11 protein-coding genes are annotated in these 16081 nt (G+C 68.9%); 10 read left to right on the top strand and 1 reads right to left on the bottom strand.

What is annotated here, in order from left to right; genetic code table 11:
• The first annotated feature begins 61 nt into the window (after positions 1-61).
• The gene (gene mycP / locus J2S53_RS06470; RefSeq protein WP_456240226.1) at positions 62-1357 is read left to right on the top strand and encodes a type VII secretion-associated serine protease mycosin; all 1296 of its coding nucleotides are present in this window, start codon (positions 62-64) and stop codon (positions 1355-1357) included.
• A 49-nt stretch (positions 1358-1406) separates the two neighbouring features.
• Here mycP and eccCa read toward each other — a convergent pair whose 3' ends face one another.
• Complete coding sequence (gene eccCa, locus J2S53_RS06475) at positions 1407-5396, bottom strand: type VII secretion protein EccCa (RefSeq protein ID WP_456240227.1); 3990 nt, start codon at positions 5394-5396, stop codon at positions 1407-1409.
• A 78-nt stretch (positions 5397-5474) separates the two neighbouring features.
• Between eccCa and eccD the strand changes: the two genes are divergently transcribed.
• The 9 genes from eccD (at position 5475) to J2S53_RS06520 (ending at position 16027) form a co-directional block, all read left to right on the top strand.
• The gene (gene eccD, locus J2S53_RS06480) at positions 5475-6944 is read left to right on the top strand and encodes a type VII secretion integral membrane protein EccD (RefSeq protein ID WP_456240228.1); all 1470 of its coding nucleotides are present in this window, start codon (positions 5475-5477) and stop codon (positions 6942-6944) included.
• Positions 6945-7033: 89 nt separating this feature from the next.
• Entirely contained in the window at positions 7034-8455 is a 1422-nt protein-coding gene (gene eccB / locus J2S53_RS06485; RefSeq protein WP_456240229.1) for a type VII secretion protein EccB, read from the top strand.
• A 155-nt stretch (positions 8456-8610) separates the two neighbouring features.
• Positions 8611-8940 carry a WXG100 family type VII secretion target gene (locus J2S53_RS06490; RefSeq protein WP_092973104.1) on the top strand — a complete coding sequence of 110 codons (330 nt, stop codon included), beginning with the start codon at positions 8611-8613 and terminating at the stop codon, positions 8938-8940.
• A 47-nt stretch (positions 8941-8987) separates the two neighbouring features.
• Positions 8988-9278, top strand: coding sequence for a WXG100 family type VII secretion target (locus tag J2S53_RS06495; RefSeq protein ID WP_092973106.1), 291 nt, complete (start codon positions 8988-8990; stop codon positions 9276-9278).
• A gap of 131 nt (positions 9279-9409) precedes the next feature.
• Entirely contained in the window at positions 9410-9811 is a 402-nt protein-coding gene (locus J2S53_RS06500; protein ID WP_456240230.1) for a type VII secretion target, read from the top strand.
• Positions 9812-9923: 112 nt separating this feature from the next.
• Positions 9924-13388, top strand: coding sequence for a WXG100 family type VII secretion target (locus J2S53_RS06505; protein ID WP_456240231.1), 3465 nt, complete (start codon positions 9924-9926; stop codon positions 13386-13388).
• A gap of 36 nt (positions 13389-13424) precedes the next feature.
• Positions 13425-15101 carry a hypothetical protein gene (locus J2S53_RS06510; protein WP_456240232.1) on the top strand — a complete coding sequence of 559 codons (1677 nt, stop codon included), beginning with the start codon at positions 13425-13427 and terminating at the stop codon, positions 15099-15101.
• Between the two features lie 33 nt (positions 15102-15134).
• Entirely contained in the window at positions 15135-15605 is a 471-nt protein-coding gene (locus J2S53_RS06515; RefSeq protein ID WP_456240233.1) for a YbaB/EbfC family nucleoid-associated protein, read from the top strand.
• Between the two features lie 35 nt (positions 15606-15640).
• Positions 15641-16027 (top strand): hypothetical protein, encoded by a 387-nt coding sequence (locus J2S53_RS06520; RefSeq protein WP_456240234.1) that lies wholly within the window; start codon positions 15641-15643, stop codon positions 16025-16027.
• Positions 16028-16081: the final 54 nt, after the last annotated feature.

Raw genomic sequence — 16081 nt, forward strand, 5'->3', positions numbered from 1 at the left:
CCCGACACGGTTCTCGACGAGGAGCGCGGCCGCAGCGAAGCCGCGGTAGGGAGAGCAAGCCATGCCCGCTCGACGCCCAGGCGTGCTCACCGATCTCGTGCTGCTGCTGAGCGCGCTGCTGTTCGCGTGTGCTCCGCAGGCGGTCGCAGCTGGTCATACGTCCCCAAGGGGAACGGCGAGCGGGTTCGAGCTCGCGGCACGGTCGGCCACCGAGCAGTGCCGCCGCCCGCCGGTCAAGACGGCGCGGGCACGTCCCTGGGCACAGGAGATGCTGGCACCGGAGCGGGTCCGGGAACTAACCCGTGGCGCGGGCGTGACGGTGGCGGTCGTCGACTCCGGGGTCGACGCGACGACACCGCAGCTGGCCGGAGCCGTACTCGACGGTGTCGACGTCCTCTCAGACGGTGGGGGAACCGCCGACACCGACTGCCTCGGGCACGGCACGTTCGTCGCCGGGATCATCGCCGCACGCCCCGCCGAGGGAACCGGTTTCACCGGAGTCGCCCCGGCCGCCACGATCCTCCCCGTCCGCGACACCCGGTCCAAGGAGGGCGGCTCGGCCGAGTCCATGGCCCGCGGCATCCGCGCGGCCACCGAGGCGGGCGCGCAGGTCATCAACATCTCGGCCAGCACGAACTACGACGACGCGGCGCTGCGCGACGCCGTCGAGTACGCGCTGTCGCGTGACGTGCTGATCGTCGCGGCGGCAGCCAACGAGGCGCAGCGGGGCAACCCGGTCCCCTACCCCGCTTCCTACCCCGGCGTGATCGCCGTCGGCGCGATCGACCCCGCCGGCGAACGCGCGGAGTTCTCCCAGACCGGGAAGTTCATCGACCTCGTCGCACCAGGTGTCGATGTGGTCAGCGTCGGACCGGGCGGCCCGGGACACTGGCAGGACAGCGGGACCAGCTTCGCCGCACCGTTCGTCTCCGGAACGGCGGCGCTGGTGCGTGCCTACCACCCGGAGCTGACCGCGGCGCAGGTCAGGCACCGTCTGACGAGCACGGCGAGGCATCCCGGCACGGAGGTACCGGACGAGGCGACGGGCTGGGGCGTGGTGGACCCGTACTCCGCTGTCACCAGCGTGCTGCACGCGGGGCAGCAGGAGACCGAGTCCGGTGCCGGGACCGTCCGGGTGGCACACCCGGACGTGCCGCGAGACGATCCGACGCCGATGCGCGTGGTGCTGATCAGCACCGTGGGGGTGACGCTGCTGATCAGCCTGGCCGCGATCGGGGCGAGGTTGGGACCGGCCGGATGGCGGCGCGGGTGGCGCCGTCACCGCGTGGTGCGCGTGGTCGACGGCGCAGGCGCTGACCGCACCGTCGAGGAGCGCTCGCACGTCTCGGCAAGGTAAGCCCCAGCCCGGCGACCCCCGGTAGGGAAGAACTGTGGCCGGGGAGTGCTCACCGTTGGGCGGGCACGACGGGCTCGGCCAGCGGTGTCTGCACCAGCCGCACCGTGCGCTTGCGGTTGACGAACTGGGCCCTGCCCACCGGGAGCGTCTTCGGCGGCAGCTCACCGAGGAACTTTCCCTCGTCCTTGGGGCAGGAGAACAGCAGACCGGGGGTGCCCAACTCCCACATCCGCCGCAGCACCGGGTCCATCATGGACCTTCCGGCTCCCGAGGTGCTGCGGGCGATGATCAGGTGGAAACCGATGTCGGCGGCCTGCGGCAGCAGCGAGGCCAGCGCCTGCACCGGGTTGTTCATGCCGGTCTGCACCAGCTCGTGGTCGTCGACGACGATGAACAGCCGCCCACCGGTCCACCAGTCCCGTTTGGGCAGCCGGTCCGGGGTGATCTCCGGACCGGGAAGCCGGTCGGTGAGCAGCCCGGCGGTCTCCTCGATGGTGGTGGCGAAGGTGTCGCCGGAGACCGAGTAGCCCAGCTGGTACTCCTGCGGCACCGCGTCGTGCAGTTCGCGGCGCAGGTCGGCGAACATCAGCCGCGCCTGGTCGGGTCGGTAGTGGGCCCGCACCGAACGCGCGATGTGGCGCAGCAGGTTCGTCTTTCCCGTCTCGGTGTCGCCGAAGATCATCAGGTGCGGGGTGACGTCGAAGTCGTGCCACAGCGGCGCGAGGTCGACGTCGTCGATCCCCAGCGAGATCCTGGGCAGACCGGTACTGCCCGCCAGCGGTTCCGGCAGCTCGGAGGCGTGCACCTCCACAGGCAACAGCCGCACCGGGGGCGCCTGCGGGACGCCGGGCACCGCGACCGCCTCGACCAGGTCGGTCACCGCGTCGGCGAGGTCGTCGGTTCGGGCGCGACCGTCCACCCGGGGCAGGGCGGTGAGGAAGTGCTGCTTGTCGGTGGTCAGACCACGTCCGGGCGAGTCGGGGACCTTGGCCGCGAGCCTGCTGTTGACCTCGGACTCCACCGGATCGCCCAGGCGCAGCTCCAGCCGCGTGCCGAGCACGCCGCGCAGCCACGGGCGCATGTCCGACCAGCGCGCGGCGCCGACGACCAGGTGGATGCCGAAGGTCAGCCCGCGCGCGGCGATCTCGCCGAGTCGGTCCTCCAGCTCGTCGAACTCGTTGCGCACGGTGTACCAGCCGTCGATGAACAGGAAGACGTCGCCGTACGGGTCCTCGTCGACGAACCGCCCCGCGCGCTTGGCACGGCGGTAGGCCGACATCGAGTCCAGGTTGTTGGCCTGGAAGGCGACCTCCCGACGTTCGAGCAGGTTGACGATCTCCTGGACGGTGCGGGTGACCCGATCACGGTCGAGACGACCCGCCACGCTGCCCACGTGCGGCAGGTCCCGCAGCGGGGCCAGCGAGCCACCGCCGAAGTCCAGGCAGTAGAACTGGACCTCGGCGGCCGAGTGGCTCAGTGCCAGCGCGGCGATCATCGTGCGCAGCACGGTGCTCTTGCCGCTCTGCGGGCCACCGACCACGCCGACGTGCCCCTGGGCTCCGGAGAGGTCGGCCGTCAGCAGCTCGCGACGCTGCTGGGCGGGCAGGTCGATCAGTCCCAGCGGCACCCGCAGTCCGTCCTCGGTGGAGCGCTCGGCCGACCGCAGGCCGGTGTCCGGGGAGTCCAGCAGCGGCGGCAGCAGATCGTCCAGCGTGGGCGATACCCGCATGGGCGGCAACCAAACCTGGTGCGCCGCCGGACCGTGATCGCTAAGCCGGTCGATGAGCACGTCCACGAGCGAGGTCTGCGGCCCGCTGTCCTCTTCCGGCTCCGGCGGGGCTTCGACGGTGCGCCGAACGCGGGGTTCGACGTAGTCACCGCCGAACGGCACCAGCTGTTCCTCGATGACCTCCTTGCTGCGCTGCCTGCGCGGAGTGCGGTAGACACCCGACACGTAGGCGGCCTTGAACCGGGAGAGGGTCTGGGTGTCCGAACGCAGGTAACCGTTGCCCGGCGTGGTGGGCAGCTCGTAGGCGTCCGGCACACCGATCACGCTGCGGCTCTCCATCGCCGAGAACGTGCGCAGCCCGACGCGGTAGGACAGGTGGGTCTCCACCTTGCTGATGCGGCCCTCGTCGAGCCGCTGCGAGGCCAGCAGCAGGTGCACGCCGAGACTGCGGCCGAGCCTGCCGATCATGGCGAACACGTCGATGAACTCGGGTTTGCTGACCAGCATCTCGCTGAACTCGTCGACCACGACGAACAGGCTCGGCATCGGATCCAGCGGCACCCCGGAACGGCGCGCCTTCTCGTACTCCCGCTGGGAGCTGTAGTTCCCGGCCGAGCGCAGCAGCTCCTGCCGCCGGTTCATCTCCCCGGTGAGCGCGTCCTGCATCCGGTCGACCAGTTCGATCTCGTCGACCAGATTGGTGATCACCGCCGAGGTGTGCGGCAGCCGGTCGAAGCCGAGGAAGGCGGCACCACCCTTGAAGTCCACCAGCACGAGATTGAGCTCGTCCGAGGCGTGCGTGGTCACCAGTGCCAGCACCAGGGTCCGCAGCAGCTCGCTCTTGCCGGAGCCGGTGGCACCGACCAGCATCCCGTGCGGGCCCATGCCGTCCTCGGCTGACTCCTTGATGTCCAGTTCGATCGGGGTGCCGTTGCCCGCGATGCCGATCGGCACCCGCATGCGCTGCCAGGCCGAGCGGTCCCGGCGCAGCTGGTCGACGTCGAAGGTGCGCGCGTCGGACACGCCCAGCAGCGAGGTCAGCTCGTAGTCGGTGGTCAGTGGTTCGCCGGAGTCGCCGCTGGTGCCCATCCGGTGCGGCGCGATGTCGCGCGCCAGTGCCGAAGCCGTCACCACCCCCACTCCGTCCGGCCCGCACAGCGAGCTCGTGCTCTCCCGGCCCGCGCGGTCGAAGTCGACCGTGCGGATCTCGGCGGAGTCGACCTCCAGGTGCAGCACCGAACGGTCCGCCTGCCAGGTCAGCGCGCTGTCGATGTCGACGATCACGGTGTTGCGGTAGCCACCCCCGGAGAAGCGGTGCCCGGCCGGGATGTTCACCCCGTCGACCACGACCACCACGAACGGCTCACCGCTGGTGATCGGGGTGGAGGGCTCGAAACGGGGGCGCTCGGTGTAGTCCGCTCCACCGAGGAGCTCTTCCAGGTCGGTGACGTTGTCCGAGATCAACCGCAGCGGCCCGGCCCCGTCGCGACGGCCGTCGTCCTGGGCGTGCGGCAGCCACTTCGTCCAGAGCCACTCCTCGCGCCGCTCGTTCCCGACGCACACGGCCACGGTCAGGTCGGCCGGGGAGTGGAAGGCGACGAGTTGGCACAGCAGCGCCCGCACCAGGGAACGTTGCGCCTCGGTCTCGCCGCGCAGCTGGATCCGGGCGAAGCCGCGCAGATACACCGCGATCGGGGAGGAGGGCAACGTGGTGTAGGTGCGCAGGAACCGGCGCAGGGCGTAGGCGCTGAGCGGTTCGAGGTCCTCGACAGGTTTGGTCTGCGGTGGGACGAGCTTGACGGCGGAGCGCTGTTGCCCCAGCCCGAGCCGGACCTCCCCGAAGTCCTCGTGCGCCGCGCGGCGTTCCCAGAGGCGGTAACTGCGCACCAGTGACCACAGTGACCGCGGATCCGGGTGCTTCCAGATCGCCGCGCGGTGCTGCTCGCCCAACGCGTCGCGCACCCTGCGCCGCATCTGCGAGAGATAGCGCAGGTAGTCCCGGCGGTCACCGGTGAGCTGGTGCTTGCGGTCGGTGGATGCCCTGGCCAATTGGCCGAGAACCATGGTGACCATGGCGACGCCCATCAGGCCGCCACCGATGTAGGTCATCATGCTCCCGGAACGGGCCGACGAAAGCATCATCATCATCATCGCGCCGGCCATGACCGCCATCGGCAGATACATCAGCACCGTGCTCAGGCTGTTGCTCTGCGGCTCCGGCACGCTGGGTGGTTCCTGCAGCTCCACCTGGTCCGCGGGCATCGCAGGCCCCACGCGACGGGCCGGCCTGCGGAACAGCGTCGTGCTCAACGCGCGTCTCCTCGTTGGTGCGGGATTCCCCTTGGTGTTGCGGCGGAGCCACCCGAACGCACCAATCCGCGCGCGCGAGTGACTACCTTCCGCCGTTGTCACGGTCTCGGCCAGCCAGCCAGCCAGCCAGGAAGGAAACCGGACACCAACGTGGACGACGCCACCAAGGATGTCACAAATCAGCTCTGCCGACTACGCCTGATCGTCAAGGACAGATCGGTCGAGATGGCACTGCCCACCGACGTCGCCCTGATCGACCTGCTGCCCGCCATCCTGCGCCACGCGGGCGGTGAACTCGCCGACGAGGGAGTCGAGCACGAGGGGTGGGTGTTGCAGCGGTTCGGCAAGCCCCCCTTCGACGAGGAACGCACCACCGCCGAACTGGGACTGCTCGACGGCGAGACGGTCCATCTGCGACCGAGGGCGGACAGTCTGCCGCCCATCGACTTCGACGACCTCGTGGACGGCATCGCCGAGCAGGCACGACGCCGCTCCGATCCGTGGTCCCAGCGACTCAGCCGGTGGATGCTGCTCGCCTTCGGCGGGACCGCGCTGCTCGTCGGACTCGTGGTGCTCGGTTCCGGCGGGTCCGGGATCACCGGAACGATCATCGCGGGCGGCACCGCGCTCGTGCTGCTGCTGACGGCCACCGCGCTGGCACGGGCTCGGGCCGACACGATCACCGCCGTCGTGCTGGCCGGTCTGGCGCTGCCCTACGCGGGGTTGTGCGGCTGGTGCCTGCCGCTGCTGTCCTCACCCGAGGCGCAGGCACCGGCGAGCATCGCCTGCGCCGCGATGCTGGTGGTGGCGGGGCTGGCCATCGGACTCGTGGGAACGGCCGAGGCCGCGTTGCTGTTCGTCAGCGGGCTGTTCACCGTCGTGCCGCTGGGGATCACCGCGGTCATCGACGCGGCGTCCCCGTTGGACAGCGGCCAGGCCGCGGGGATCGGCCTGATGCTGGTGCTGCTCGCACTCGGTTTCGTGCCCACGTCCTCCTTCCGCCTGGCCGGGTTGAGCCTGCCCCCACTGCCCACCAGTTCGGAGGAGTTCGGCCAGGACACCGACCCCTTCCCGCACGAGGTCGTGGTGGAGCGCTCGGCGGCGGCCGACCGGTACATGACCGGGCTGTACGCGGCGCTGGGGCTGACAGCGGTGGTGCTGTTCACGGCGCTGCTCGTCCCCGGCGGGATGTGGTCGATGATCACCACCGCCGTGGCGGCACTGCTGCTCCTGCTGCGTTCCCGACACGTCGACAGCGCACGCCAGCGTTGGCCGCTACTGATCACAGCGGGTTACGCACTCGCGCTGGACGGTGTGGTCCTGGCGCTGGGGCTGGATCCGTTCGCCCGGCTCTGGTACGGCTTCACTGCCGCCCTGGTGCTCGCACTGCTGCTCGTGGTGGCCAGTAGAGCCCTGCCCGGCCGGAAACTGGCCCCGTACTGGGGGCGGGCGGTCGACCTGCTAGAGACGTTCTCCGCACTGGCGCTGGTCCCGCTGCTGTTGGCGGCGCTCGACGTCTACATGTTCGTACGCGGCCTGGCCGGTTAGCGTTCGCGACCGACCGGCGAGCGAGAACTTCCGAAGAGATCGGGCACCTCCTCCGAGATCACCGACAGCGAACCACCCCTGGGAGAACCATGCAGTCCAGACGCGACCAGGTGCAGGCCTACTTCTTCGTGGTGGGACGCCTGGTATCCGCGCTGATGCGGGCGAGCCCGGACGACCAGACCACGCCGACCCGCCGCTTCGTGATGGGCACGGTCATCGGAACCCTGCTGGGTGCGCTGGTGGTGGCCGGTTTCGGCATCGTGGGGATGATCTTTCCCGGCGGCAAGACCTCGTGGCAGGCCGAGGGCACGATCGTCGTGGAGAAGGAGACCGGAGCCCGCTACCTGTACCTGAACGGCGCGCTGCGCCCGGTGCTGAACTACTCCTCGGCGCTGCTGGCCCGTGACCAGTCCGGCGGCGACCCGAAGCTGGTCTCGCGGAACTCGCTGCGGGGAACACCGCGCGGCACCCCGATCGGTATTCCCGGCGCGCCGGACTCGATCCCGGAACGGAAGAACCTGAGCCGGGCACCGTGGGTGGTGTGCGCGCGGACGGCCGCGAAACCGTCCGGCGAGCAGGTGCCGATCACCCACCTCCGGGTGGGTGAAGAACCGAGCCGCGGACTCACTTCCGACGAGGGAGTCGTGGTGTCCACACCGGATGGCACGGGATACCTGGTGTGGCAGGGCAGGCGACTGAAGCTGACCGGGCGGTCCGTGATCGAGGCGCTGGGATACGGCGACGTGGTCCCGTTCCCGGTGACCAGCTCCTGGATCAACACCATCCCGAGCGGGCCCGATCTCGCCGCCCCGGAGATTCCGAACGCGGGATCCCGGGCGCCGGAGGTGGCGGGCGAATCCGCCACGGTGGGGCGAATCTACGAGATGCGCAACCCGGCACTGGACTCGGAGTCCTCGTTCTACGTGATGCGCTCCGACGGTCTCTCCTCGCTGACCCCGCTGGCGGCGAGCCTGCTACTCACCACCCCTTCCTCGGGAGCACAGCCGGTCGGGATCGGGCCCGAGGCCCTGTCCACCACACCGATCTCGGAAACCGACAGCACTCCTGAGGGGTATCCGGCGGTGCCGCCGACGCCGCGGCAGCTCAGCGAGGGCGGGAAAACCCGCCCCTGCGCCTCGTTCCGGCTCGGTTCGGGACAGTCGAACACCCCCACCATCACGGTGGCCCCGCGGGATCACGGCTCCACCACGGCGCGGACCGGCAGCGATGCGGTGGCCGAACGGATCACGATCCCGGCCGGGCGGGGCGTACTGGCCCGCGATCTGCCCGCACCCGGCGTGGCGGGCGGGACGAACTACCTGATCACCGGCCTCGGGGTGAAGTACCCACTGGCCGCACCGGACGTGGCGGGAGTACTGGGATACGGCGGGACGGAGCCGGTGGCTGTCCCCGGATCGCTGCTGTCGCTGTTGCCCTCCGGCCCATCACTGGATCCCAGCACCGCGACGGTGACCCGAAAACCGGGAAACACGGGCGACGACGCCCCGTGAAGGATATCCCTGTTTCGAATCGAGCACGGCTTCACAGCGGCCCGCGCGGAGCGAATCGATGATGGACTGACTCCCGCCGCCACGGGGACATCGGCTAAAGCAGGATTCCGCCGGCGGAGGACCGCTCCGTCCGGCGCACACGGAAGAGAGGTCACATGGCCACGCAACAGACGAGGCTCACGCAGTCCAGCCTGGCCCAGCTCTCCAATCGCCACGAGGAGGTGGCGGGCCAGATCACCAGTCAGCAGACGTCGCTCGCGAGCAGCATCGACATGCTGGCAGGCGCCAACCGCGGCGACATGATGACGAGCCTGAAGAACGTCCACCAGCAGTGGGACCAGGCGTGCAGGGACATCGTGAAGAACCTGGAGCGGATGGCCCAGGAGGTCAACCGCACCGGGCGCGAGACCCAGGATCAGGACTCCGTGACCGCCCAGGAGATCGGCCGGGTACAGACCCCGGGGCTGTCCAGCTTCATGTCCTGACCCCTGTTTTCTAAACCCGCATTCCGCACGTACGAGGAGGCCCTCCCATGGCCGACGAGATCCAGTACCAGTACGCCGCGCTGCAGCAGGGCGTCGACGACATGCAACGGGTCACCCAGCAGATTCAGCAACAGGTCGACGAGCTGCGCCAGCAGACGCAGCACGCCCTGCAGGACTGGGACTCGCAGAGCTCGGAGAACTACAACCAGCTCGCGAGCAGGATTCGCACGGACTTCGAGGCGATGAACCAGATGCTCACCCGACTGCGGATGGCCACCAACCAGGCGCAGGAGGACATGAGTCAGACCGACCGCAAGCTGGCGAGCAACTTCGGCTGATCCCGCCGCTAATCGGTGAACACGCGCGGCACCGGAAGCGGTGACCGCACCGCCCGGTACCGCGCGTCCTCGCACCTTCTCCGAGTGAGCCACGACACCCTCGACCGCACGCAACCGAGGAACCATCCCGAATGAGCACCCAAGGCAGCCAGACCTCACTCGACGCGTCCGAGGTCCGCAAGGCGGGCAATGCCATCGGCGACATCGCCGACGACGTCAACGGTTTCTCCGAACTCAACGACGTGCACCCGAAGGCGGGTGACTTCGCCGTGGGCTCCTGGCTCAACCAGCTCATCGCCGCACGCCGGGACACCCTGCACCAACACTGCAACGACCTGCAGCGGACGTTGCGGGAGGTCTCCGAGCAGCTCAAGAACATCGCCACGGAGATCGAACAAACGGACCGGAACAACGGCGAACAGCTGGACAAGCTCAACGCGGAACTGCAGAGCTCCGTGAACCAGCTGCGAAGCCAGAACCCCACGCTACCGATGGCCCCGAAGGGGTCCGACTCGCAGAACGGCTTCGTCTGAGTCGCCTTCCCGACCGACTGCCTATCCGTCCTCCGAGTTCCCCGAGATCCAGAGCCGTTATTCGTAGTTCCACGGGGACTCCGCCGCATCCGAACCGGAGCAGAACACGCCCATGGTTTCCCTCAATGACACCGACTACGGCCTCGACTACCAGGAGGACAGGGAAGCCCTGAACGAGAGCAGGGAGAACCAGGAGGACGAGGCCACGGAAGAGGACGGCGAGAACACGGAGGAAGGCGAGGACGACGAGCTCACCGAGGAGGAGAAGAAGCGAAAGGAGGAGCACACCGACGACAACGGCATCCGGCACTTCTACTCCCCCGAAGAGCTCGCCGAGGACGGTGGCGACTACGACAAAGTCTGGATCAATCAGGACTACTTCGACGACAGGGTGGACGGCTCCGAAAGCGACTCCGAGGACGTCCTGGAACGCGAGGAGAAGTACACCAACGAGGAGTCCGAACACGCGCAGGACTACCTCGACGGTTCCGAGGAGACCATTTCCGATTCCGACGAGAACGTGGAAGCGGAGGGCTCCGAGGGGACCGAGTACTCCGGCGGCGACTCCACCGGAGCACGGGGCTCGACTCCCCCGGCTCCGCTGGAGGACTACACCCAGTTCTCCATGTCCCAGATCGTGCAGGCACTCAGCGGTGACGCGGGCAGCCTGCGTACGGCAGGCACGGCTTTCGGGAACATGACCGAGAAACTCTCCACCGCGCACGAGTCCTTCCGGAACCAGGTCGACAAGCTGAAGGATTCCTTCGAGGGCGAAGCGGGCAAGGCCTTCCAGCGGTACTCCGAAAAGCTGCTGGAATCGGCCGAAGAAGTGGTCACCTCGTTGCGCGACGGCCGCTACCGGGAAGGCATCACCGAGACGGGGGACATGGCCGCACGAGGGAAGAACGCGGTCATCCCGCTGGTGAAGGCCTATGCCGAGGCCGCTGCCTACGCCGAAGCCTTCGCCTCGCTGGGCTCCTCGGTCAAGGGATCCGCCGCTGCCGCCCGATCCGCCGAGAAGATCGCGAAGGAGATTCTGGACAACGCGCGCGAAGTGGTAGCCACCGTCGCCGAGACCTATCAGGCATCGGGCAGTTCACTGACTCCGCTGACCACTTCCCTCCCCGGCACCGGGTCCGGAAACGGCTACGGGAATGGGAACGGCTACGGGAGCGGGAACCAGTACGGGAACAGCAACGGGTACGGCAGCCAGTACGGCAGCCAGTACGGCAGCGGCAACAGCTACGGCAACGGATACGGGACCGGCAACCGGTACGGAAGCGAGAACGGATACGGCAACAACAACGGGTACGGGAACCAGTACGGAAACGGCAACCAGTACACCAACGGCAACGGGTACGGCAGCGAGACCGCTGAGTCGCTGTCCGAAAGTGGCACGAACGGGAACGGCGAACGCAGCGAGGAGGAACTCGCCGCGGAGCGCGCCCGGCAGGAAGAACTGGCCCGGCAGGCTCGGCAGGACGCCGAAGACAAAGGCGAGGAAGCCGTGTCGAAGCTGGCGAACGGCGGTTCGGGCTACACCGGATCGAGCGAGCGCCCGCGGGACGTCGGCGCAGGCGGTGGCGACGGAAGCGGTTCGGGGGAAGCGGCACTGAACGCGGCTCGAAACGCGTCCGAGGAGGCCCGAGACGCGGGTCGGGAAGCCATGTCCCGGTTCGAGAGCAGTGACGACACCGGGGGATCAAGCAGCGGGGGCACCGACCAGAGTGCGGGCGGGGGCGGTGTGCTGGGTGGTACCGGCGGCTCCGGCACTTCGAGGAGCAGCAGGAACAGCGGCAGCAGGAACAACGACAACGGTTCCGAGACCGGCGGCAACGGCGGACAGCAGCAGGAACCGGCCATGGATCAGAACGCCGTGGACGAGGCACTCGACAACGCCACCGGCGCAGCCCGCCAAGCGGGCCAACAAGCTCTCGAAGACCTCACCGGCAGCGGCAGCGGCAGCGGCAGCGACATACCGACCAGCAGCTTCGACCCGGCCGGAAGCGGCGGGAGTTCCGAGAGAGTCGGGGGTTCCGAGAGCGACCCGGGTTCCGGCAGCGATCAGGCCGCGATCGATCAGAACGCCGTGGACGAGGCACTCGACAACGCCACCGGCGCAGCCCGCCAAGCGGGCCAACAGGCCCTCGAAGACCTCACCGGCGACGAGGGCACCGACGGGTCCGCGAATGACGGTACGGACGCGACCGGTTCGGGCAACGGCGAGTCCGGACAGGACGGGAACGCACTCGAACCGAAACAGCTGGGCAAAGCGCTGGATGCCGCCGACGACGCGGCGAAGCAGTCCGGGCAGGATGCCCTCGAAGCACTCAGTGCCGATGCCCCGGAGGGATCCGAGGCTGCCGAGCAGCAGATCGGGCGGGAGCAGGCCGGTGGCGTCGTCGACGACATGGCCAACGCGGCCCGCACGGCCGGGCAGGAATCCCTGAACGAACTGCTCGGCCCCGAAGCCGCCCAGAGCGAACAGGCCCAGGACATCCTCGACGACGTCACCGAACAGGCCCGCACCGCCGGGCAGAAGAGCCTGGACGAACTCACCTCGGACGGCGGCCCCATCACCGCGGGGGACATGAGCGGAGTGGTCGACGACGTGCTGCAGAAGGGTCGTTCGGCCGGTGAGGACGCGCTGGATGCGCTGGGCTCCTCCGGCGATGATCGTGCCGCGACCGGGGGTTCTCGGGTGTCGGATGCGTTCGACGAGACCGGCGGCTCCGCGGAGAACGCGGGACAGGGGGCGATCGACGCGCTCAACGAGGAGGGCATCGACACCAGTGGCGGTTCGGTCGAGCAGGGGCGGGTAGCCGACATCATCGACGACATGACGGACGAGGCCCGCACGGCCGGGCAGGAATCCCTGAACGAACTGCTCGGCCCCGAAGCAGCCCAGAGCGAACAGGCCCAGGACATCCTCGACGACGTCACCGAACAAGCCCGCGCGGCGGGCGAGGAGAGCCTGCGACAAGCCGCCGCGGACGGTGAGCCGCTGAGCTTCGACGAGGTCGGCGACGTGATCGACGACGTGGTGGATACCAGCAGCACCGCCGGGGACGAGGCGATGGCCTCGCTCGACGGCGGAGACCAGCAGAGCCGGAGCCTCAGCGACTTCCTGGCACCACAGCGGAACGCGGCGAGCGTCGCCTCGGAAGACGTGAACAGCCCGAGCCTGCCCGACCTCGGTTCCGAGACCGGCACGGCGCTCACCGGGGGTGGTAGCGGCGGTATGGGCGATGTAGGTGGTGGAAGCTCTGTCCCCGACAACGTGGGTAACACGCTCGGAACGAATGCCACGACCAGTGGGCTGAGCGCCACGCCGCCGAGCTCGACACAACCCACCGTCGGCCCCGGAGGCGGTTCGGCGGCGACGGAGCCGGGCACGCCCGCTTCCGGCGGCCGTGGGATGCCGATGATGCCGCCGATGATGGGCGGCGGAGGGGCCGGAGCCGGGGGTGGCGGCCAACAGGACCGGGAACGGTCGACCTGGTTGACCGAGGACAACGGCGCGTGGTCCACGAACGACGAGGCAATCGCGCCACCAGTTCTGGGCCACGAGACCTAGCGCGCCGATTCGGCAGCACGTCTGGAGAGGAATCGCATGAGCACGCCGAACGGTGCCGAGCAATCGGACCGATCCGACGTACCGCGGGTGGAAGAACACCACACGCTGGATACCGCCGTCGCCGCGGTGGCCGCCGCGGATCCGCAGCAGTTCTACCGGGACGGACAGCACTTCGAGAACACCGCGCAACGACTGCGCACGGCCAACGACGCGTTCCGACGCGAGCTGCGCAGGGTCGAGGACGCCTGGCAGGGGCCGGGCGCGCAGCGGTTCCAAACCACGGCGCGGCGGATCATGGACACCGTGGAGCAGCTGGTCGAAACGATTTCCGCGCCGAGCTACTCGGCGTTGCACGGTCATCTCGGGGACGCGGCGTCGAACGCCGGAAGGCAGCTGCGGGAGCTGCACTCCCAGCGCGAGAACGGACGACAGGCCGTGGCCGACGATCCGGCCATGGCCGGAACACCGGAGGGGCAACAACAACTCCAGCACCAGGAGCAGGCGCAGAACGAGCACGCCCAACTCGTACTGCGGGACCTGGCGAGGATCTATCAGCAGGTCGGTGGGCAGTTGCGCGAAACCCCGCCGCACAGCACGCGGGGCAACCAGGTGCGCGACGCGGTTCACCGGGACACCGGTGACGAGGTTGGTTCCGGTGTCACTGCGGGAACGGATGCGATCACGAACACCACGACCGGAGCCGGTGTGGTCGGTGCCGCCACCCCCACGAGGACTTACGGGCCCGTCGGAGCGGGAGCCACCGATACCCGGTCGGCGTCCTCGGACACCGACCACACACTGCGAAGCGGTTTGATCGGCGGCGCGGAATCCTTCTCGGAGAGCGCACAGCCCACGACGCACCCGACGAGTTCGGAGAGCTCTTCGGAAACGTTCGTGAAAAGCACCGGAGCACCGACGACATTAGCCGGTGCGGGGCAGGCAGGCGGCGTGCTGGGCCGCGGCGACGTAAACCGGGCTTCCGAGGCCGCTCCGGACAGCGATGAGCGGGCCGAGGTGAGTTTGGCGAGCACCGAGGTCCCGGGCGTGCTCTCCGCTCCCGGAATGCCCGTCGGCGCCACGAACGCTCGCGGTCGGGAACGCGGCGGTGCGGAACAACCCGAATACCGGACCGAGCTCGAATCGGCTTCGGATCTCCCCGGGGCCGGGAACGAACCGGAAACCGGTGCCGCGACGTTCGGCACCGGGGTTCCGGTGTCCCGGCCCGAGTACTCCACCCCGAGCGCACCCACCGGCCACGCCACGCCCACCACGCAGGGCGACGTGGCGAACAGCGGGGGCTCGAAGCGCGTATCCCCCGGTGCCACGGCTCCCTCCCGAGTGTCGACCGTGGTCAGCCCGTCGAGTGCCTACGGAACCAGCGCTGCCTGGATGAGCACCGCGGGCGAGCTCGGTGGCACGACCGCGTACTCGGCCGAGAACGCCAGGGCCGCCACCGGCGGTGCCGCCCCGACCAGCACCGGACGCCTCGCGAACAGTGCCGAAGTTCCCTCCACCGTCACCACGGGAAACTCCGGACGCACCGGCCTGCCCGCGAGCCCGGAAAGGCTCGGCGGAGCACCGGGCGGCTCGGTGCCCCCCACGGGAGGCACCGGTGATCGAGACGACCGCGAGCGCGATCGGAACACCCTGCGGTACGAGGACGAGGACGTCTGGGGCGGGGACGGTGGCTCCGGCGGCGTGCTCGGGCGTTGACCGACATCCGAATTCCGACTATCAGGAGGCCACATGACATCCGAGGGTTTCCGGCGCGAGATGCCCGATCTGAGCTCGGCACTGGAGGTGTTCGAGGAGGAACAACGGAAGCTGGCCGAGTTCCAGCGCAAGCTGGCCGAGACCACCACCGTGGTGGACGCGCCGAAGAAGCTGTTCACGGTCACGTTGGACGGTAACGGCGAACTCACCGAGCTGAAATTCAACACCACCGGGTACCGCTCGATGCCACCGGCCGAGCTATCCGCGCTGATCACCGAGACGCTGCAGAAGGCGCGTCGGCAGAGTCTGGAGACCATGCAGGAGCTCATGGGCAGCCCGATGGGCGGTACGGATTTCAACGACCTCGCTTCCGGGCAGGCGGATCTGGCCGACGTACTCGGCAAGGTGATGGAACCGTCGCTGGATCTGGTGCGCGAGGCCAACGGCGATTCGCCGTCGAAGAGTTCCGACAGGACCGAGGACGACGGCTGGGACCGGACCTGACCCGCCCCTTCCCCGACAACACCACGGAGACGGACATGACTTCCGAGACGTACCTCGACGTTCCCGGCACCGAGAACGCGGGGCGACGGCTGTCGCAGGCAGTCGAGGAGTTCAAGGGATCGCTGCGAAGCCTGAACTACGAGCTGGAGCGGGACCACGGTTGCTGGAGCGACGACGAGATCGGCAAACAGTTCGAATCGTCCTACCTGGACGAGGCGAACCAGACGCGGGAAAGCCTGCGGAAGCTGCGGGACTCCCTCACCGAGTTCGCCGACGTGGGACTGCCCAACGTCATATCGAACGTCCAGGAGCTGGACAGTTCCTACGGCGACGTCATGAAGCAGTACCGGAGCCAGGTCGAGGAATACCGCTCGAAGATGACGGGGCACATGCTTCCCCCGGACGACGAGGAATCCTCGTGATCGCACGGGTCCGATAACGCTTTTCCGGAACGGCGGTCCCACCGAGCACGGCCC

The sequence above is a fragment of the Actinopolyspora lacussalsi genome (genome assembly GCA_030803735.1).
In the GTDB taxonomy this organism is placed as follows: Bacteria; Actinomycetota; Actinomycetes; order Mycobacteriales; family Pseudonocardiaceae; genus Actinopolyspora; species Actinopolyspora lacussalsi.